This window comes from Helicobacter ailurogastricus (genome assembly GCF_001282945.1).
GTDB lineage: Bacteria > Campylobacterota > Campylobacteria > Campylobacterales > Helicobacteraceae > Helicobacter > Helicobacter ailurogastricus.
The window spans coordinates 211,662-231,236 of sequence record NZ_CDMG01000004.1 but is presented as its reverse complement, the minus strand read 5'-3'; the positions used below and the strand labels follow the sequence as shown (position 1 = coordinate 231,236).

The following is a 19,575-nucleotide window of genomic DNA, read 5'->3' as shown; positions in this document are numbered from 1 at the left end:
AGCTCTAATCATTAGGCCACAAGGAGGTTTTAATGCTACACAAGAAAAGCCATATTGAAAGAGATGAAGAAAAATTTGTCTTCAAAGCGGACAATTCCTGCACCCCCATTTTTGGGAGCATAGAAAGCGATGTCTTACTGCCCCGCGACACCATAGGGCAAAAGATGATGGACCCGCGCATCGCCTACCAGCTGGTTGCCGATGAGATGATGCACGATGGCAATCCCCGCTATAATCTTTGTACCTTCGTGCAAACCTATATGGAGGAGGAGGCTAGGAAAATCATGCTCGATTCGATGGCGACTAATGCCATTGACAAATCCGAATACCCCCAAACCACAGAGATAGAAAAGCGCTGTGTCAATATCATCGCCAACCTTTGGAATGCCAATCCTCAAGAAGACTACATGGGCACCTCCACTGTGGGCTCTTCAGAGGCGTGCATGTTGGGCGGGATGGCGATGAAGTTTCGCTGGCGCAAGAGGGCGCAAGAGCTAGGCATGGACACCGCAAAGAAAAAACCTAACCTCATTGTGAGCTCGGGCTATCAAGTGGTGTGGGAGAAGTTTTGCGTGTATTGGGATATTGAGTTGCGCGAAGTGCCCTTAAGCGATTTTAACAACCTCACCCTAGATCCTAAAAAAGCCATTGAGCTTTGCGATGATTACACGATTGGCATTGTGCCCATCATGGGAATCACTTATACGGGCGGTTTTGACGACATCATCGCTTTAGACAAGCTTTTAAGTGCTTATAACCAAACGGCCAAAATCAGCGTGCCTATCCATGTCGATGCGGCCTCTGGGGGGCTTTACCTCCCCTTTATGGAGCCTAATTTGGCGTGGGATTTTCGCTTAAAAAATGTCGCTTCTATCTCCACTTCGGGGCATAAATACGGGCTTGTGTATCCGGGGATTGGTTGGGTGCTGTGGCGGGATAAGGAGTTTTTGCCCGAAGAGTTGATCTTTAAAGTGGCGTATTTGGGCGATTTTGAGCCCACTTTTCAGATCAATTTTTCCCGCTCAGGCTCGCAAATTTGGGCACAATATTATTGCTTTGTGCGCTGGGGCTTTGAGGGCTATAAAGCCGTGCATGCCAAAACCCGCGATGTGGGGCTCTTTTTGGCAAAGGGGATCAAATCTTTAGGGCTGTTTGAGATGATCAATGAGGGGCAAAACATCCCCATTGTTTGCTGGGCGATGAGTGCTAAGGTAGAAGAGGAAAAGCAATGGGATCTTTACGACTTGGCCGATCGCCTGCGTTTTAATGGCTGGCAAGTGCCCGCCTACCCTCTGCCCGCCAACTTTAAAGAGGTGTCGGTGATGCGTGTGGTCGTTAGAGCCGATCAGAGCATGGAACAAATGTCGCTCTTTTTAAAAGACTTAAAGCAGGCCATTAAAGAGCTAGACACAGCGCACATCGCACGCCCCAAGCGGTCAACACAAGGGGGTGCGGCTGTGCCGGTGGGGTATGTGCATTAGTGCTGGAGCGCCATCACAAGCAGGAGGTGGGCACTTTTGGGGGGTTGTTGCTAGGCGCGCGTTGCAATGCCAAACATTTAAAACACATCTCTTAAGAGGGCTTGCGCGGATCAAGAGGGCTTAAGCCCTTAAAGCCTACACCTCTAAAAGGCGCTTGATGATGTGCTCGTAGGTGTAGTCTTGAATAGTTTGGTGCAGCTCTTTTGCGGTGGCGTTGTAGTGGGCAGGATCGCCTAGCAGGGCATCGATTTTTTCTGCCATCTCTTGGGGGGTCTGCACGATCAATGGGGTGCACAAGTCTTGCACATTGCCCACATCGGTGCAAAGAAAAGGCACGCCACATTGCATGCTCTCTAAAATCACCATTGGGAAGCACTCTTCATGGCTGGCGTGTAAAAACAGCGTGGCGTTTTTAAACAGCTCCAACACACCAGCGCGCTCCACTTGGTAGAGAAAATGCACCTCTTTAGCCCCGTGTGTGCGCTCTAGCTGGTCTTTGAGTTGCTTTAAATCGCTGAGGGTGTTTTCCTGCTCTAAAGAGCCGACAAAGACGAGGGGGATGGTGGTTTGGCTCAAATAATAAGCCCTTAACACGAAGTCCTGCCCCTTTTCTTTGTAGTAGTTGGAGACATTGAGTAAGTAAGGAGAGCTTAAAAGACTAGCGATTGTGGATTGTGGATTTTAGCACGCTTTCAAGAGTTTTGGGCGGGCAAATGTCCTTTTCAAACACCCCATTGGGCAACATCGCGACCCGCTTGCAATAGGGTTTTAGGTAGTCGTGGGCGTGGCTGCGCTTGTGTAAGAAAAACACGCAATCGTAATATTTAAGGCTTTGTCTTAGCTTGGCTCTAAGCCATGGGATGTAAGTTGCTTTCTTGTAGCGCGCCGGGCTAAAGTACAAACGCCTGATCCAATCCTTGAGCGCAAAGATGGGCGACTTGGGGTAATTGTGCATCAGTGCCCGCTCGCCATGCGATCTTAAGACCTTCTTTTTGGCTTGGCATTGGGGAAGCAGGTCAAAAATATAATCGCTTGTCCAAGTTAAAATGGCTGAGGTGATGAACAAATCGCAATTAAAGTTTTTTACAAAGTCTTGATATTCTTGCACTTCACCCTGCCACACATAGTAGGGCTCGCCCGGGACAATCGCAAACTCGATGACAAAGAGATTCGAGGCGATTTCTAGGGCTGTGCGCTCTAGTGCTCCGCTTTTGACCTTGTGTGTCGCCCCGCTTCGATTGATGGGCTTGTTCGCATAAGTGTTGCTGGTGATGCAATAGACTTTATGCCCTGCTTTAGCTAAAGCGTAGGTGAGCCCATAATCTGCGGTGGCAAGCCCTGTTTGCAGAGGGTGGTATTGCTCGGTGCTGCATAGAATCAACATGCGTTGCCTTTGTGGTGGTTTCAAGCTGTATTGTAGGGCAAAATGGATAAAACAAATGATCGAAGGTCTGTTGCAGTAAGGAGTCTCTGCAAGAGTTACGCGATCCAAGCAAGAGGCGAGCCCACGCTTTAAAATTGGACATCAGGGGCCTTGCTTTTTTGCAGTGATCTTTCATACACGCCTTTTTAAGGCACACAGCAAGCCTCCACACTAAAGCCCCACGGCCTAGCATAGGGATAAGGGATAGGTCTGCAGGCTTCGTGTGCTAGCAGCTCTACCCATTAAAGGCAATCCTATTGCAGCGGCCCTCTATCTTGAGCACGTTTTAATTGTTTGCGATGCTCTCCACTCAAGAGATCGCCCATGCCACTTGAATGCTAGCTTCCGCCTTTAAGCCACCACCTTGCCCACCAACATCCCCTCTTGGCAGGTGGTACAAAGGGCTTTATAATGCCCCGGGGGGGTGTGCTCTAAAGAACTTTCATTGATTAAAATTTCTCCGTCAATTTCTAGGCCCCAGCGCTTGTCGCGCGCGCGCAAAAAGAGATTGTCCTCGCTTGCCCCTTCTACGATGACTTCTAAAGTCTGCCCCACTAAAGCCTGCATAGACATTTGCACTTGTTTTTGTACTAAGGCATTGATGCGATCGATGCGGGCATTGACAAGTTTAGGAGCAATTTGGGGCATGCCATAAGCCCTTGTGCCCTCCTCAGCACTAAAGGCAAAGAGATTTAAGCGGTCAAATGTAAAGCCCTCTAAAAACTCTTGCAACTCGTCTATATCCCTCTCTTGCTCGTGGGGGTGGCCTAAAAGCAAAGTGGAGCGCAAAAAGCTATTTGGCACAGCGCGCATGGCCTCTAAAAGTTCTAGGTGCTTTGCTTTTGTGGAGTTGCGGCGCATGGTTTTGAGCATGGAATCAGAGATGTGCTGGATGGGCATGTCAAAGTAATTGGCAAAAATGGGCGAGTTGGCGATGGCTTCAATGAGTTTTAAAGTGGTGCTTGTGGGGTAGAGATAAAAGATGCGCGCGCTCTTAATTGCGCCCTGTTTGTCAATGGCTTTAATGAGCTGGGTAAGCCCCTCTTTAACACCTTGATCTTGTAAGTAAGAGCTAGAATCTTGGGCGATAAAACTTATATCGACATAGCCCCTTTTGGCAAGCTCCTCCACTTCGCTTAAAATGCTTTCTATGCTCTTGCTTTGCAAACGCCCTTTAAAACTAGGAATCGCACAGAAACTACAATTTTGGTTACACCCCTCAGAGAGCTTGACATAGGCATGCACGGACGAGCCGATGATGGTGCGGGCATGTTGGCTGGCTAAAAAGACTTGTTTAGAAAACTGGCTTTGCTTCTTGGCTAAGAGCATGTCTATTTTGTCGTAATCGCCCACGCCCGTAAAAATGTCAATTTCGGGCAATTCTTTGGCCAGCTCCTCTTGATAACGGGCGCTCAAACACCCGCTTGCCACGACTAAAGCCCCCTTTTTGCGCCCTCCAATGGCTTCTAGCAAGACTCTAATGCTCTCCTCTTTGGCTGACTGGATAAACCCGCAAGTATTGACAATGATCGCATCGGCTGCACTCAAATCGCTAGTGAGCTCATAGTGTGCGAGTTTGCCAAGCATCACCTCGCTATCGACTAAGTTTTTAGAGCAACCCAAAGAGATTAAATGCAATTTAGGCAATGTAATCTCCCTGCGTATCCACCTCCCAAAAGAAGTCGATCCACGAAGTCGCCTCTTTTAGGGTGTAGTCTGCTTGAAAGTGTGCGCCCTTGTGGGCGAATAGAACCGCGCTTTTAAAGTGGGCGTTGGGGTAGCGTTGCTTTAAAATCTCCATCACGCCCAAAAAGCTACGGCCACTATCCACGATCTCATCCACCACTAAAATCTCTTTGTGTGCGGGTTTGAGTTGGGGGATATTCTCAATGTGTAACTCCCCTTGCTTGCGATCGGTGCTATAAGAGCTGGCGTTGATGGCATAAACCTCTTTCATGTCCCAATAAAGCCCTAAAAAATGCGCTAGGGTCATGCCTCCGCGCAGGATTGAAACAATCGCTTGGGGCTTGAAGTTGGCTTCAACCATTTTGGCCAAATCCACAACATCCTGTCTAAACTCGTTGTAGCCGTAGTAAAGCCGCATTAAATCTCCTTGTAGTGGTGTTGCATGAAAGCTTTTATTGCCACGCCCTCAAAGCTAGGGCGTAAGCCCAAATCCACAAGGCTTTGTTCTAGGGCATTTAGCACCCACGCGCTTTGATAGACCTCAATAAGCCCCATGTGGTTGATGCGCAAAAGATAATCTTTTAACGCGTCCTGCCCGCCTGCCACAAGCACGCCATATTTCGTATTTAAGTGCTTTCTAATGTCTTTAGCCCGCTCGTGGTGGATCACAGACATACACAGCGCGGGGGTTTTAGGGTAGATTGCAAGCCCTAGGGCCTCAAGGGCTTTATTTGTGCTCTCTGCGCGTTTTTTAGTGGCTAAGTAGAGGTTGTCTAGCCCGCCTAAATTTTGCACGCACTCAAAGTAAGTTTTTAGCCCCAAAATGTGCGATATGCCGGCAGTAAAGGCGGTGGTGTTCTTTTGTTGGTTTTTGAGCTCCAGCTTGAGGTTAAAGTAATAGCCCCGATCCTCTAATTGTGAGAGCGCAAAATCGCTTAAGCCCACAAAGCTTAAGCCCACGGGCAACATGAACGCCTTTTGGCTCCCCCCAATCAGCACATCCACATGGCTTGTTTGCAAAGGCTCGACCCCCAAGGCCGTGATGGCATCGATGATTGTAACGATCTTTGGATTGTGTTGTTTAGCTGTCTTGGTGATGTTTTCAAAGTCTAGGCGCAACCCTCCTGAAGAGTCGCACACTTGCAAGGCGATCGCCTGAATGCTCGGGTTTGCTTGCAAGGCCTCGAGCACTTGTTTAGGGCTAATGGGGGTGTCCCACGCGCTTTTGATCTCCACCACGCTTAGGCCGTGCGCTTGAGCGATTTTGCCAAAGCGTTCGCCAAACTTGCCATTATTTAGCACCAACAAAGCGGGCTCTGTGCTGGGGCGCACAAATTGCAACAGGGCCGCCTCCATCGCCCCCGTGCCGCTGCTAACTAAGGCCAAGACCTCGACCAAACCGATCATGTCCTTTAGTTGTTGGCGCACAGAGCCAAAAATCGCCTCAAACTCTGGCGTGCGGTGGTGGGGGATGGGCTGGCTTAGGGTGTTGGCAATAGCGGGGTGAAGGGGTGTGGGCCCGGGCGTGAAGAGCAAAGTTTGTGTGGATTTCACTAGTCCTCTTTTCATGGCGTGTAAGCCTTGAGTATAACATAAACCCGCGACTTTTGGTGTATAATTGATCTAAAGGATTTGTATGCGTTTGTGGTCCGCCTTGGCGTTTATCACTCTTTTTGTTCCCCCGCTCTTTGCCCACCAGTTCTCTTTGCAGGCAATCGATGACACCGTGCGCGAAATGGCAATTTACCAAGTGAGCGCGCGCGAGGACATCGCCCTCTTTAACGACAAACTCAACCACACCATTGCCCGCATGCAAAGCCGCACAGACCAAGCCGCAGAGGTTGCCCACGCAAGAGAGTTGCTCAAAGAAAGCACGGTGTTGTTCCAAATCCTGCAAGATTATTACACCAAAGAAACAACCTTATTTAGCTACTATTTAGAAAGCCTGTTTCAGGGCTATAGCACGATTTTACGAGGCGCGTTAAAAGACCCCCAGTTAGCCCCCCTAGTCCCTTTGTTACACGAGATTGTCGATCAACTCCAGACGATGGTAAAACTGGAGGAAAAAATCACTGCCCTAATCAACAATTAACCCCCTTGACATGCTCCCCATAGCTAAAGCTAGGGGCTTTACGGCGCGAGTGATAAAATCTAAAAAGTCGTTTTAATGCCTTTGGGGGGGTTGGTTTTGTTGCAACATTTGGAGCAAGTTTGCCACGCCTCCTTTGGAGCTTAATTTTTTGGCTAGCTGGCTGGCCTGATCGAATCGTTTTAAAATCCGATTGATCTCTGCCACTTCTAACCCCGAGCCCAAAGCGATGCGCTTTTTACGGCTGCCATTGAGCAAAGAGGGGTTGTCGCGCTCTTTGGCAGTCATGGAATTAACCATCGCCTTGATCCTTTTGATCTCGGCTGAGTTTTCTAAATCTGTGCCTTTAAGAGCTCCCGCCACGCCACTAAGCCCGGGGATCATCGACACCAAAGAGCTGATCGAGCCTAGTTTTTTCACTTTTTCTAACTGCTCCAAAAAGTCGGTGAAGCCAAATTGTCCCTTTTTGAGCTTTTTAGAAATGTTTTTTGCCTCTTTGGGGTCGATCACGCTGCTGGTTTTCTCCACCAAGCTTACAATGTCGCCCGCCCCCATGAGGCGATTAGCGATTCGCTCAGGCACGAAAATATCTAAATCGGGGATTTTCTCGCCATGCCCGATGAAGCGCAAGGGGATTTGTAGCTGGTGGGCGATGCCTAACGCCACGCCCCCCTTGCTGTCGCTGTCAAACTTGCTTAACACCACGCCGCTAATGCCTATCTCGGTGTGGAAGGTCTGCGCCGAGCGCACCCCGTCTTGTCCGCTTAGTGCGTCTGCCACATAAAAAGTTTCTAAGGGCTTTAGCAAGTCTTTTAGGGCTTTAAGCTCGTCCATTAAGGGCTTGTCGATCGCCAAACGCCCTGCACTATCCACAAGCACCACATCAAACTGCCCCTCTTTGGCACGCTCTAATGCCCCCTTGGCAATGTCTAGCACGCTCCCCGCTTTGTGAAAGACTTCTACCCCGATTTGCGCCCCCAAGACTTGTAATTGCTCGATCGCGGCTAACCTCTCCAAATCGCACGCCACCAACAACACCTTTTTATTGCGGGTTTTTAAATAATTTGCCAGCTTGGCACAGGTGGTGGTCTTGCCCCCCCCTTGCAAGCCACACATCAACACAATCGTGGGCGGGGTGGGGGCATAGACAAAACCACTAGCCGCCCCCGGCACGCTTAAAATCTCTAATAAACTCTCTTGCAAAGCGTCTAAGAATTGCTGTTTGCCGATCCCCTTAGCCTTGGTCTTTGCCTCGATGTTTTTAACTAATTCTCTGGCGACTTTATGGTGGACATCATTACGCAATAACGCCTTTTTCAGCTCATCTAGGGCTTTTTCAAGGGCTTTTAAATCGTCTTGAAAACGGATTTTGCCTAAAGCGTTTTTAAAAGATTGGGTTAGGGTGTCAAACATGTTTATCCTTCTAGCATTAAAAGTTCTTTTTGCACTTGGGCTTGTTTCTCTAATAAGGTCTTGTTGCGCTCTTGCAAGCTTTCTAGCAAAGCTTTGGGGGCTTTAGCCAAAAATTGCGGATTGTCTAAATTCAACTTCGTTTGCTCTTTTTGCAATTTCTCTAATTGCGCCTTGAGCCGTTTGACAAGCCCACTCACATCCACCCCCTCTAAGCTCACGTGCACCACGCCCAGCTCCCCTCGATCGCTAATGGCTTTAGGCGGTTTGCTTTGCGTTGTGGAAATGTTAGGGATTTTGCTAAGTTTAGAGATGCATTGCAAATCCTCCACCTCTAGGGGGGTGGGGCTTTCAATGGTGGCGGATTCAAGGGGGGCGTTTAGCAAGATTTTAAGCCGCCTTAAAGCCGTGATGCTCTCTTTCATTAGATTAAAGCGCGCTTCTAATGTGGCGTTTTGCGTGGTGTCTTTGGGGTAGGGGCTTAACATGATAGACGGGCTGTTTTCTAGCGCGCTTTTACCTAGGCTTTGGTGCAAATACTCGCTGATAAAGGGCATGAAGGGGTGCAAGAGTTTTAAACCCCCTTGAAACACAGAGGCAAGCTCGCCAAAGACTAGGGGGGCTTCTTGGCTGTTTTTGTAGGCCTTAGAAAACTCCAGCACCCAGTCGCAAAACTCCCCCCAAAAGAAGCGGTAAAGCGTGGTGGCCGCATCGTTGAAGCGGTAAAGCTCTAGGGCATGGCGGACTTCTTTAGTTGTGGCGTTTAGGCGGGATTTGGCATAAGCCCCTAAGCTCGTACTAAAGCCTGTGGTTTTTTGCGCTGTCTGTGCGCTTAAGAAAAGGGCGGCGTTGTAGAGTTTGTGGCTAAAGTGCTTGGCTTGCTCGAGCACTTTAGGGTTGAGGCACAAATCCCGCCCCTGCACGCACAACATCGCTAGCGCAAAACGCACCGAATCGCTCCCATAGGTTTTAATGAGCTCTAAGGGGTCGATCACATTGCCCTTAGATTTACTCATTTTTTCGCCCTTTTCATCCCGCACCAAAGCGTGTAGGTAAATGTGCTTAAAGGGCAACGCGCCTAGCAAACTCTCCCCACTCAAAAGCATGCGTGCCACCCAAAAAAACAGAATATCAAAGCCCGTAACCAGCACACTATTTGGGTAAAAATCTTTAAGATCGTTAGCCCCAAACTTCACGCCCTCAAAACCCTCTAGCCCCTCTTGCCCAAAGCCTAGCGTGCTAAACGCCCACAGCCCCGAGCTAAACCAAGTGTCGAGCACATCGGGGTCTTGCTCTAGGCTGGTGTCGCCACAAGTGGGGCAGTGCGTGGGTGCGTCTTGGGGCACGAATTGGTGTTTGTTAGCGCACGTGAAAACGGGGATTCTATGTCCCCACCAAAGTTGCCGACTGATGCACCACGGGCGCAACTCTTGCATCCACGCATTGTAGTTATTGCGCCAGTGCGGGGGGAAAAATTGTGCTAGCCCTTGCGCCATTTTCTCTATGGAGCCTTTGGCGACTTCTTGTTTGACAAACCACTGCTTAGAGATGTAGGGCTCAATGGGATTATGACAGCGGTAACACACGCCCACTTGGTGCGGGTGCTCTTTGATTTCTTGAATGTAGCCTCCCTCTTGCAGTGCCTTTACAATCTTGGGGCGGGCTTCTAGTCTGTCTAACCCCGCAAATTCCCCAGCATGGGTATTTAAGACCCCTTGTTCGTTAAAAATCACTAAGGGGGTTAGGTTATGCCTTTTTCCCACGCCATAGTCGTTGAGATCGTGCGCGGGGGTAACCTTCACGCACCCACTCCCAAAGCTCGGATCCACATAGCTATCGGCGATGATGGGGATAGGGCGCTGTGTCAAGGGCAATAAGGCGTTTTGCCCGATGAGGTGTTTATATCTTTCATCTTCAGGATGCACCATTAACGCCACATCGCCAAAGAAGGTCTCGGGGCGGGTGGTCGCCACCACCACCTCCCCGCCCGCCTCTAAAGGGTAGCGCAAATAATACAGCTTGCCTAACTCCTCCTCATACTCCACCTCAATGTCTGCTAAGGCCCCGTCCTTGCAACACCAATTGATCATATAGGTGTCTTGCACGATGAGCCCTTGATCAAACCACGCTTTAAAGGCGATTTTTACCGCTTTTTCTAGCCCAGCGTCCATGCTAAAGCGCAGGCGACTCCACGCGCAAGAGACTCCCAGCTCTTGCATTTGCTCTAAAATCTGCCCCCCGCAAGCCTCTTTCCACTCCCAAACTTTTTGGATAAACGCCTCTCTACCGATTTGCTCCTTTTTCACCCCCTGCGCTAAAAGTTGCTTTTCCACGACATTTTGCGTGGCAATGCCGGCGTGATCCAAGCCCGGTTGGTATAAAACCCGATACCCGTCCATGCGCTTAAAACGCACCAAAATGTCTTGTAAGCTGAGTGTGAGCGCGTGCCCCATGTGCAAGCGCCCCGTTACATTGGGCGGGGGCATCATGATCGAAAAAGGGGGCTTAGAATGGTCGCCATCCACTTCAAAATGACCCCGACTTTGCCAAATTTTATAATAATGCTTTTCTAGAGCGCTATCAAAGGGGGGGAAGTTCATGAAAATCCTTGGGAGTTTTTGGCTTTATTTTAGCTTGAAGTGGCTTAACATTGGGTCAGCAAACCCTTAGCGATGTTTTCATAACAAAAATCCTGCGCCCTTGTTCGCAAAGCCTTAGAAACCTCAGCGTAGTGCGTGGGGTCGTTTAGCAAGGTGTCGATTTTATCTGCCATCTCTTGGGGCGTGTGGGCGATTAAATGGGGAGCAATCTTTGCGACATTGCCTACATCGGTGCAAACAAAGGGCGTGGCAAATTGCAAGCATTCTAAAATCACCATAGGGAAGGCCTCAAAGTGGCTTGCATGCAAGAAAATACACGCCTCTTTAAAGGCTTGTAAAATCTGCTCTCTAGGGATTTTATAAAGAAACTCCACTTCTTTTTTGCCATGCTCTTTGTCTAGTTGCGCCTTTAAGGCCTTTAGCTTTTCTAGGGTCTGCCCCTCCTCCAGCGCACCGATCAACTTTAGGGGCAGGGAGGTCTGGCTCAAATAATAAGCCTTTAACACGAAGTCCTGCCCCTTGCTTACAAAGTAATTAGACACATTCAAAAGAAAAGTGGGTTTAAAATTTTTGGGCGGGCAGATGTCCTTAGCAAAAACCCCATTGGGTAAAATCCCCACTTGTGTGCAAAAGGGCTTTAAGGGGGCGTAGCCGTGCGTGTTTTCATGCAGAAAGAAAACCTTATCGTAGTGCTTTAAAGATCGTTGCAATTCTTGGTTGAGCCAGAGCATATAGGGTTTTTGCAGCCGCCCGGTGCACAATGACCTTAAAAGGTCTTTGAAGCGGCTTTTAAGGGAGTATTTAAAACCAATCAATTCTTTTTCCCCATGCGAGCGCAGGAATTTAACTTTGGCTTTGGCTTGGGGCAAGACTTGGTAGAGAAGATCGCAATTCCACTTGCCAATGATTCCTGAGTTTAGCAACAACGCGCAATCAAAATTTAACACAAACTCCACATAATCCTTGACCTCTGCGCCTATGGGCTGTTGGCTTTTAGACCAATCCCAGCCCACATCAAAACGCAAGACCCACAAACGCGGCGCAAGAAGTGCCGCCTCCTTACACACCCTCCCGCTCTCAAGGCGCACAATCTCCCCCTCTTGTGTGGCCTGTGGGTGTTGGCCCGTGCAGACAAAGACCTCGTGCCCGGCCTGTGCTAAAGCAAGGCTTAGGCCGTAATCGGCCAGCGCCACGCCCGTTTGGCACGGGGGATATTGCTCTGTGGTGTAAAGGATACGCACGCTAAACCTTTAAAAAATGGGCATTATAAAAGTTTTAAACTTAAGTTAGTTAGACTAGAGGCTCATCCCCCCTTAAGGCTTTTTAAGTGGAGCTAGACATCTACATTGTTTCGTTAAAAAATTCGGCAAGGCGTGGGCTGTGCGAGGCCATTGTCAATGATCCTCCGCCCGCTCCCAAGAATCTAAGCCCGCACTTTGCGATCTTTGATGCCATCGACAAACACAGCGCCTATTTTGCGACAGACCTACCCCACAGCACTTTAATCCAACACTCTTATGCTAAAGAGTGGCTAAACGAGAGCGATTGGTACCAAGACATTTGGGGGCGGGAGTTATTCCCTGAAGAGTTGGGCTGTTACGCTAGCCATTACATGCTTTGGCTCGAATGCATTAAACAAAACAAACCCCTAGTGGTGCTAGAAGACGACTTTGACTTGCAATCTAATTTTTATGAAAGCCTGCTTGATTGCCTAGAAAGCCCCTTTGACTTTGTGCGCCTGTATGGCAACTTTTGGAAAGCCCAGCCAGAAAAAGCCAAAATCGCCAACTTAGACGGGGCACAAATTGTCCCCACAAACCCCAAAACAGAAACCCTTCTTAAGGGGCATTTCATGCTCTCTAGCTACGAAGTTGATAGCACTTCTGCCTACTACCTCACCCCAAGGGCAGCTAAGGCCTTTGCCAGCTTTAGCCTGCACTTTGTCGAGCCTGTGGATCAATTCTTAAATCGAGTGCATTTGCACCAAATCCCTAGTCTCACTTACATCCCCCTGAGTGTGCGTTTTAACCCCCACCATTTAACCTCTAGCGTCTTCACTCCTGAAAACTCTAGCTTGCGAGAGAGCACCTATAAAAAAGCTAGGCTTAGACGCTTAAGCCGGCTATTTGTCAGCAAAGCCCACGATTGGCGTAGGCAACGCTATTACCGACACTTTTTAAAGCGTTTCCAAGCCCTAGACTCCCTATAAGGACATCTAAGACTCTAGCGTTCGATCACTTCGTATTTGAGCCCTTGTTTGGCCAATTCCTCTAAGAAAGGGTCTGGGTCGAGTTGTTCTAAATTAAACACACCCTTAGAGTTCTCCCCGCCCCAAATGCCCTTACAAATCATCATCGCCCCCACCACAGCGGGTACGCCAGTGGTGTAGCTGATGGCCTGCGCGCCGACTTCTTCATAGCATTTTTGGTGGTCGCAAACATTGTAGATGTAGAGCCGTTTTTCTTTCTTGTTTTTGGTCCCGTGGATGTAGCACCCAATGTTGGTCTTGCCTGTGGTCTTGCCCGCCAAAGAAGCAGGATCGGGCAAGAGTTGTTTTAAAATTTGAATCGGCACAACCTTACCCGTTTTGCCATCGGCCAAGGGTACTTGCACGGGCTCAATGCCTAGCATGCCCACATTAGCCAAACAGCGCATATGATTGAGGTAGTCGTCTGAAAAGGTCATAAAAAAGCGGATGCGCTTCAAGCCCTTGATGTTTTTAACCAAAGACTCCAACTCCTCGTGGTAGAGCAAGTAAGAAGCCCGCTCGCCAATCTCAGGGTACGCCCAAGTTTGCTTGATCTCTAAGGGGGCGGTTTCCACCCACGCCCCATTTTCGTAATAACGCCCCTTGGCGCTCACTTCTCTTAAGTTGATTTCTGGGTTAAAGTTGGTGGCAAAGGGGTAGGGGTGTGTACCTGCGTTGCAGTCTAAAATGTCAATGTTGTAGATTTCGTCAAAGTGGTGCTTTTGGGCGTAGGCGCAAAAGACATTGGTAACGCCCGGATCAAAGCCGCTGCCCAAGAGCGCAAAAATCTGCGCGTCTTTGTAGGCCTTATCAAACGCCCATTGCTCCTTGTATTCAAACTTTGCGAGGTTGGGGTGTTCGTAATTGGCGGTGTCTAAATAGTTGGTCTTGGTTTGCAAACAAGCTTGCATGATGGTCAAATCTTGGTAGGGCAGGGCAATGTTTAACACGACCTTGGGTTGGTGTTTTTCAATCAACGCCACCACTTCTTGTACACTGTCAGCATCCACCTGCTCGCAAACGATCTCGCCCAGCCCCCTAGCTTTGATGCTGTCGGCAATGGCTTGGCATTTAGATAGAGTGCGGCTAGCCAAAACTACCTTTTTAAACAAGTGGCGGTTTTGGGCGAGCTTGTGCGCCACCACTCTGCCCACTCCCCCGGCTCCAATTTGTAAGACTGCGGACATCCTACCCCTTTGTCAAATATTTTTAGGTTTGCGAATGTGCTATTATACAGGTTATATTTTACCCTTTAATTAAACCAAGTAGGAAGTGCAATGACCCGGACGGTTAGCCTAGACATTTATGCGACTTTAGTTTGTATGGTGGGGGTGCTGCTCTTGGGGCGGTTTGTGATCCGCCATGTGAAGTTTCTTAAAGACTACGATATCCCCGAACCTGTCGTGGGGGGCGTGATCGTGGCCTTTGCGATCATGATCGCTCATCATTTCTACAACTTCAAGCTCGTCCTAGACTCCAGCCTCAAAGAGCCCTTAATGCTGACTTTCTTCATCACCATAGGTTTGAGTGCCGACTTTGCATCCTTGAAAAAAGGGGGCAAAATGCTTGGGGTGTTTTTAATCGCCGTGGGGGCCTTTGTCATTTTGCAAGATTTAGTGGGCGTTGGTGTGGCTAGTTTAATTGGGGTGAATCCTTTAATGGGGCTGCTTGGGGGGTCCATTTCGCTCACAGGCGGGCATGGCACGAGTGCGGCGTGGTCTTCGACATTCTCGCAGGCCCCTTACAACTTCTCTCAAAGTTTAGAAGTCTCCATCGTGTGCGCCACCTTTGGGCTAGTGAGCGGGGGGATCATCGGCGGGCCTGTGGCGCATTATCTCATTAAAAAATACCACCTAGAGCCCAGCCACCAAGAAAAAGAACAAAGAGAGCATGGACCCATGCTTGTCTTTGAAACCCCTAAACAAGAACGCTTGATCACAGCAAATAGTTTTATTGAGAGTTTAGCATTAGTCAGCATCGCGCTTTTAGTGGGGACTTTCATCGCTAACCACGCTAGATCCGTGCATTTAGGCAGCTTTGCTTTGCCAACCTTGCCAACTTTTGTGTGGTGCTTGTTTGTGGGCGTGTTGTTAAGGAATGTCTTGACTTATGCCAGAATCCATAGGGTCTTTGATCGAGAAGTGGGTGTGATTGGCAATGTCAGCCTAAGTCTATTCTTGGCCTTTGCCTTGATGAGCATCAACTTAATGGAGCTTGTGAATTTGGCTTTACCCATCGCGATTATCCTCACCGTGCAAGTTGTGGTGATGATCCTTTATAGCGTGTTTGTTACTTTTAGGGTTTGTGGCAAGAGCTACGATGCAGCGGTGCTAAGTGCCGGACATTGTGGCTTTGGGCTAGGTGCAACCCCTACGGCGATGGTGAATATGCAAACCATCACCAACCACTATGGCCCTAGCCATGTCGCTTTCATTGTCGTGCCCTTAGTGGGGGCTTTCTTTGTGGATATCATCAACGCCCTGACCATTAAAGGGTTTTTGGCTCTCCCTTTCCATTATTGATGCTCTTTGAGATTTTAATGCGCTCTTGCATCCACCACGCGTGGCAGAGCCAAACCTTAGCCCTGCCTAACCCCAGCGTGGCGTGCATGGTCTTAAGCGGCAACAACGAAGTTTTAGCTTTGCAAGCGCACGCCAAAGCCCACACCCCGCACGCTGAAGTGCTCGCCTTAAGACAAGCCTTTAATGCCCTAAGCCCCACACCCTACCCTGCTCGCCTAGACCCCCTAGACAAAGAGGCTAACTACAACTTTTTAGCCAAAAACCACGCCGGGCTTTTTAAAGATTGCACCCTCTTAGTCACCCTTGAGCCGTGCAACCACTTTGGCAAGACCCCGCCTTGCGCCTCCCTTTTAGAGCAAGTGCGGCCTAAAAAGGTCATCATCGGGGCACTAGAGCCAAGCTTGAAAGCTAAGGGGGGATGCGATCGTTTAAAAAAAGCGGGCATAGAAGTTTTGAGCGGGGTTCTTGAAAAAGCTTGCAAGGATTTACTCATCCCCTTTACATGCCTAGAGAGCAAGGGGGTGTTTAACCTCTTTAAAATCGCCACGAGGCTAGATGGCTCTTATCAGGGCGCAATTTCAGGGCAAGAGAGTCAAATTTTTACCCACAACCAGCGCACCGTGGCTAAAAATCTCATCATCTCGGGCCAAAGTGTGCGCCTAGATCGCCCCACTTTAAACACCCGCTTTGCCACCCCGCCCTATGAGGGCTTGTGCAATGTCGTCATCTTAACAAGAAGTACTCACAGCTTTGATCGGACAATCCCCCTTTTCAACGCTAAGGGGCGCGAGGTGCGTATTTGCCATCAAGTGGAGCAATTGCCTCTAGATCAAGACTTTAATGTGATCGAGGGGGGGTGGGTGTTGTTAGAGAGCCTGCAAGAGCAAATAGACATGCTTTTAATCCACCGCAACAGCTCGCTTGGCGGGAGCGAAGCATTAAGCCTTGGCCCACGCCCCGCCCTCAATAGACGCTTCACGCCCCTACACACGCAACGACTGGGGCAAGACATTTTGGCGTGGTTTGCATGAGATTTTACCAACCCCTAAAAGGCTACGCCTACAACAGCGCAAGCTTGTTTTTAGCCCATTTTGCGATGCCCTTTATCAAAAAGGGCGATAGGCTCTTAGATGTGGGGGCGGGCTGTGGGGTGGTGGGGCTTTTATGCGCTAGGCAGTTTGCAAATCCGCTAGATTTGATAGAAATTGACAGCGAAATGGCGACTTTTGCTAAATTAAATTGCCAAAATGTCCCTAATGCTAGAGTGCATCACAGCGACTTTTTAACTTGCCCTCTAGAGCCTAATTTCTATGGTGTGGTGCTTTCAAACCCCCCCTACTACCCCAAAGACAGCCTAAAAAGCCCCCACACCCAAAAGGCACAAGCCACTAACCAAAGTTATTTGCCCTTGTTAGAATTTTGCGCCAAAGTTGCGCGGCTTTTAAAGCCACAGGGCTATTTTGTGCTCTGCTACCACGCCAGCCTAGCCGATAGCCTACTTACCGCCTTGCAAAGGGCAAAGTTAAAACCCACGCTTTTGCGCTTCGTGCATCCTTTTTACAGCCACAAGGCAAGCCTTGTTATATGCGCCGCCCGTAAAGCGAGCAAAAGCCCTCTAATGATAGCCCCGCCCTTAATCACCCACAACTCCAAGGACCAGCAAGACAACACCCCTGAAGTGGCCTTAATTTATGAGAAATTTAAAACCCACAGCATCAAGGCCTCCCTTGCCTAATTGCGCCCATTGCAAATTGCCCTGCAAGGGCGAAACCATCACCCTAGAGCAAGAAAACACCTCCCCGCTTGTCTTCTGTTGCGCGGGGTGCAAACAGGTTTATACGCTTTTGCACTCTCTACAACTAGAGAGCTTCTACGACAAGCTGGGCGCAAACCGCCTAGCACCCATTAGTCCCTTTAAACCACACGAACAAGAGCATTTCAGCTCCCCTGCCTTTTTAGACAAATTCACCACTCCCCTAGAAAATGGGCTGTTAGAAGTGGCCCTTTTGCTTGATGGTATCCATTGTGCGGCCTGTGTGTGGCTCATAGAGCATGTGCTTTTAAAACAAAAAGGGATTTATGGCGTGCAAACAAATTACACATCGCAGCGGGCGTTTGTGCGCTTTGACCCCAAAGAAACCAACATCGCTAAAATCTTAGATGCCATTGCCTGCATTGGCTACAAGGCCCAAATTTACGACCCAAGAGTGCAAGACAACCACGCCAAAAAGCAACAAGAAAAGGCATTTAGTGCCCTCGTGGTGGGGGTGTTTGCGAGCATGAATATCATGTTTATCGCCATTGCCGACTATGCGGGCTATTTTTCAGGCATGGACACTGCCATGGCGTTTAAATTACACATGGCTTCGTGGGTTTTAGCCACTTTGGCCCTTTTTATCACGGGAGCAATTTTCTTAAAAGGGGCGTTTTATGGCTTAAAACACGGGGTGGTGGGGATGGATTTGAGCGTGAGTGTGGGGGCTTGTGGGGTGTATCTTTACTCCATTTACGCCGCCTTTAGCGGGGCACGCCCCTATTTTGAGTCGGTGAGCATGCTAATAACTTTGGTCTATATCTCTAAGTTTTTAGAGCTTAAGGCCAAACACCGCGCTAACGCTTTGCTAGATGGCCTGCAAAGTGCCCTGCCCCTACAAGTGGCCGTGTTAGAGCCAGAAGGCAAAGAAGTGAAACGGGTGCTAAAAGACCCCAAAGATGTCAAAGTGGGCGCACTGATAGAGGTGTTGCCCGGGGAATGCGTGGCCTTAGATGGCGTGCTAGAGAGTGCCAGCGCCCAGGTGAGTACTCAGGCTTTTAATGGGGAGAATTTGCCCACCACTTTAGAAAAAGGGGCGGTGTTGCTCTCTGGCTGTGTGAATCTTGCGGGAGCCTTCACTTACAAAGTGCGCGCGCCCTTTAAGGCTTCTTTTTTAAGCCAAATGGTGGAGCTCGTGCAAAAAAGCTTTGTAGAAAAGCCCCAAATCCAAGAGAGGGCGGACAAACTGGCCCGTTATTTCAGCGTGTTTGTTTTGGCTTTAGCGGGGCTTGGCTTTGGCTTTTGGGCTCTTTTTGCGAGTGTCTCTCAAGGCTTTTTTGTGGCGATGAGCGTGGTGGTGGTCGCTTGCCCCTGCGCTTTTGCTTTGGCCACGCCCATTGCTTTAGTCTTAGGGAGCAATGTTGCTTTTAAAAAGGGGGTGTTGTTTAAAAAAAATAGCAGCCTTGAGAGCCTAGCCAAGGCGAGCACTTTATTTTTAGACAAAACGGGCACGCTCACAGACAGCCTTTTAAAGGTGCAAACCCACACCCCCCACGCCCCCTATCATTTATCGTGGCTTATGGGCCTGCTGTGGCACAACACACACCCCATTGCCAAAAGCCTTTGCGCGTTTTTGCAACAACAGACACCGCCTGCTATGCCCGCTGTGATCGAAGATTTGAAACAAGAAAATGGGGGGTTAGAAGCGCGCCATCAGGGGCATCTTTTGCACGGGGGGTCTGTGGCCTATTTAGCAAGTAAGGGCGTGGCGGTGGGGGATTTAAAAGCGGATTTTGCGTACAGCGTGGATCACCAATTGGCCGCGAGTTTCAACTTACAAGCCCGCTTAAAAGCACAAGCCCTAGAAGTGGTGCAGGGCTTAAAATCCATGGGGTTAAAGATCGCCATTTTAAGCGGGGATGGCTCGCCTAGCGTCTTTGCCATCGCTAAAGAGCTGGATTTGCCATGTTTTGCCCCTTTAAGCCCACAAGAAAAATTAGAGCACATCCAAAACGCCCTTGCACAAAAAGAAGTCGTGGTGATGGTGGGCGATGGGATGAATGATGCGGCGAGTTTGGCTAAAAGTCAGGTGTCCATGTGCATGCACGAGGGGCATGACTTGAGCCTGCTTTATAGCGATGTGATACTTTTAAACAACAGCCTAGAAGGGGTGTTAGATGCTTTTAAAATCGCCAAGCGCACCCACCAACTCATGAAACAAAATTTAGGCATCAGCGCGCTTTACAACGCCCTACTCATCCCCCTAGCCCTTTGTGGCCTTGTAACCCCCCTTTTAGCCGCGCTTGGCATGGGTCTTAGCTCGCTGTGCGTGGTCGCCAACAGCTTTAGATTGCGGGTTTAAA

The 19,575-nt window shown here is 49.3% G+C and carries 16 protein-coding genes; 7 read left to right on the top strand and 9 right to left on the bottom strand.

From position 1 onward, the window contains the following. Nucleotides 1–32 precede the first annotated feature (32 nt). Complete coding sequence (gad, locus tag HAL07_RS04165) at nt 33–1,481, top strand: glutamate decarboxylase (protein ID WP_053945215.1); 1,449 nt, start codon at nt 33–35, stop codon at nt 1,479–1,481. A 135-nt stretch (nt 1,482–1,616) separates the two neighbouring features. On the opposite strand, the gene HAL07_RS04160 is transcribed toward gad, so the two are convergent. The 5 genes from HAL07_RS04160 to HAL07_RS04140 form a co-directional block, all read right to left on the bottom strand. Next, nucleotides 1,617–2,075, bottom strand: a complete 459-nt coding sequence (locus tag HAL07_RS04160) for a glycosyltransferase family 4 protein (protein ID WP_231624651.1) — start codon at nt 2,073–2,075, stop codon at nt 1,617–1,619. A 64-nt stretch (nt 2,076–2,139) separates the two neighbouring features. Beyond that, complete coding sequence (locus tag HAL07_RS04155; RefSeq protein WP_053945214.1) at nt 2,140–2,865, bottom strand: glycosyltransferase family protein; 726 nt, start codon at nt 2,863–2,865, stop codon at nt 2,140–2,142. A 390-nt stretch (nt 2,866–3,255) separates the two neighbouring features. After that, on the bottom strand, nt 3,256–4,551 hold the full coding sequence (rimO, locus tag HAL07_RS04150; RefSeq protein WP_053945213.1) for a 30S ribosomal protein S12 methylthiotransferase RimO: 1,296 nt from the start codon (nt 4,549–4,551) through the stop codon (nt 3,256–3,258). Then, nucleotides 4,544–5,008 carry a phosphoribosyltransferase gene (locus tag HAL07_RS04145; RefSeq protein ID WP_053945212.1) on the bottom strand — a complete coding sequence of 155 codons (465 nt, stop codon included), beginning with the start codon at nt 5,006–5,008 and terminating at the stop codon, nt 4,544–4,546. Before HAL07_RS04145 ends, rimO begins: the two co-directional genes overlap by 8 nt. Continuing rightward, entirely contained in the window at nt 5,008–6,159 is a 1,152-nt protein-coding gene (locus HAL07_RS04140; protein WP_053945211.1) for a pyridoxal-phosphate-dependent aminotransferase family protein, read from the bottom strand. The genes HAL07_RS04145 and HAL07_RS04140 overlap by 1 nt, the downstream gene beginning before the upstream one ends. 67 nt (nt 6,160–6,226) lie before the next feature. Between HAL07_RS04140 and HAL07_RS04135 the strand changes: the two genes are divergently transcribed. Further along, nucleotides 6,227–6,682, top strand: coding sequence for a hypothetical protein (locus HAL07_RS04135; protein WP_053945210.1), 456 nt, complete (start codon nt 6,227–6,229; stop codon nt 6,680–6,682). Between the two features lie 72 nt (nt 6,683–6,754). Here the strand turns inward: HAL07_RS04135 and ffh are convergent, their stop codons facing one another. Genes ffh through HAL07_RS08195 form a run of 3 tightly spaced genes read right to left on the bottom strand, consistent with a single transcriptional unit; the run spans nt 6,755 to nt 11,930 of the window. Then, nucleotides 6,755–8,092, bottom strand: coding sequence for a signal recognition particle protein (ffh, locus tag HAL07_RS04130; RefSeq protein WP_053945209.1), 1,338 nt, complete (start codon nt 8,090–8,092; stop codon nt 6,755–6,757). Nucleotides 8,093–8,094: 2 nt separating this feature from the next. After that, nucleotides 8,095–10,689, bottom strand: coding sequence for a valine--tRNA ligase (locus HAL07_RS04125; RefSeq protein WP_053945208.1), 2,595 nt, complete (start codon nt 10,687–10,689; stop codon nt 8,095–8,097). A 44-nt stretch (nt 10,690–10,733) separates the two neighbouring features. Next, nucleotides 10,734–11,930 carry a glycosyltransferase family 4 protein gene (locus HAL07_RS08195; protein ID WP_053945207.1) on the bottom strand — a complete coding sequence of 399 codons (1,197 nt, stop codon included), beginning with the start codon at nt 11,928–11,930 and terminating at the stop codon, nt 10,734–10,736. 86 nt (nt 11,931–12,016) lie between these two features. Here HAL07_RS08195 and HAL07_RS04115 point away from each other — a divergent pair, with 86 nt between their 5' ends. After that, the gene (locus HAL07_RS04115; RefSeq protein ID WP_053945206.1) at nt 12,017–12,898 is read left to right on the top strand and encodes a glycosyltransferase family 25 protein; all 882 of its coding nucleotides are present in this window, start codon (nt 12,017–12,019) and stop codon (nt 12,896–12,898) included. A gap of 14 nt (nt 12,899–12,912) precedes the next feature. Here the strand turns inward: HAL07_RS04115 and HAL07_RS04110 are convergent, their stop codons facing one another. Further along, a complete protein-coding gene (locus tag HAL07_RS04110; protein ID WP_053945205.1) occupies nt 12,913–14,124 on the bottom strand; it encodes a saccharopine dehydrogenase family protein in 1,212 nt (403 codons plus the stop codon). A 90-nt stretch (nt 14,125–14,214) separates the two neighbouring features. Between HAL07_RS04110 and gltS the strand changes: the two genes are divergently transcribed. From gltS to HAL07_RS04090, 4 genes are read left to right on the top strand one after another with little or no spacing between them, the layout of a single operon-like run. Next, a complete protein-coding gene (gene gltS / locus HAL07_RS04105) occupies nt 14,215–15,459 on the top strand; it encodes a sodium/glutamate symporter (protein WP_053945204.1) in 1,245 nt (414 codons plus the stop codon). 17 nt (nt 15,460–15,476) lie between these two features. Further along, complete coding sequence (ribD, locus tag HAL07_RS04100) at nt 15,477–16,490, top strand: bifunctional diaminohydroxyphosphoribosylaminopyrimidine deaminase/5-amino-6-(5-phosphoribosylamino)uracil reductase RibD (protein WP_238374483.1); 1,014 nt, start codon at nt 15,477–15,479, stop codon at nt 16,488–16,490. After that, nucleotides 16,487–17,194: a tRNA1(Val) (adenine(37)-N6)-methyltransferase gene (locus tag HAL07_RS04095; RefSeq protein WP_053940917.1), complete on the top strand. Its 708-nt coding sequence runs from the start codon at nt 16,487–16,489 to the stop codon at nt 17,192–17,194. Before ribD ends, HAL07_RS04095 begins: the two co-directional genes overlap by 4 nt. Beyond that, nucleotides 17,151–19,574, top strand: coding sequence for a heavy metal translocating P-type ATPase (locus HAL07_RS04090; RefSeq protein ID WP_053945202.1), 2,424 nt, complete (start codon nt 17,151–17,153; stop codon nt 19,572–19,574). The genes HAL07_RS04095 and HAL07_RS04090 overlap by 44 nt, the downstream gene beginning before the upstream one ends. The last annotated feature ends 1 nt before the right edge of the window (nt 19,575 follow it).

Bases quoted from the DNA above. Each gene is read 5' to 3' on its own strand.
- gad (WP_053945215.1), top strand. From the start codon at position 33: ATGCTACACAAGAAAAGCCATATTGAAAGAGATGAAGAAAAATTTGTC.
- HAL07_RS04155 (WP_053945214.1), bottom strand. From the start codon at position 2,865: ATGTTGATTCTATGCAGCACCGAGCAATACCACCCTCTGCAAACAGGG.
- HAL07_RS04145 (WP_053945212.1), bottom strand. From the start codon at position 5,008: ATGCGGCTTTACTACGGCTACAACGAGTTTAGACAGGATGTTGTGGAT.
- HAL07_RS04140 (WP_053945211.1), bottom strand. From the start codon at position 6,159: ATGAAAAGAGGACTAGTGAAATCCACACAAACTTTGCTCTTCACGCCC.
- HAL07_RS04135 (WP_053945210.1), top strand. From the start codon at position 6,227: ATGCGTTTGTGGTCCGCCTTGGCGTTTATCACTCTTTTTGTTCCCCCG.
- ffh (WP_053945209.1), bottom strand. From the start codon at position 8,092: ATGTTTGACACCCTAACCCAATCTTTTAAAAACGCTTTAGGCAAAATC.
- HAL07_RS04125 (WP_053945208.1), bottom strand. From the start codon at position 10,689: ATGAACTTCCCCCCCTTTGATAGCGCTCTAGAAAAGCATTATTATAAA.
- HAL07_RS04110 (WP_053945205.1), bottom strand. From the start codon at position 14,124: ATGTCCGCAGTCTTACAAATTGGAGCCGGGGGAGTGGGCAGAGTGGTG.
- gltS (WP_053945204.1), top strand. From the start codon at position 14,215: ATGACCCGGACGGTTAGCCTAGACATTTATGCGACTTTAGTTTGTATG.
- ribD (WP_238374483.1), top strand. From the start codon at position 15,477: ATGCGCTCTTGCATCCACCACGCGTGGCAGAGCCAAACCTTAGCCCTG.
- HAL07_RS04095 (WP_053940917.1), top strand. From the start codon at position 16,487: ATGAGATTTTACCAACCCCTAAAAGGCTACGCCTACAACAGCGCAAGC.
- HAL07_RS04090 (WP_053945202.1), top strand. From the start codon at position 17,151: ATGAGAAATTTAAAACCCACAGCATCAAGGCCTCCCTTGCCTAATTGC.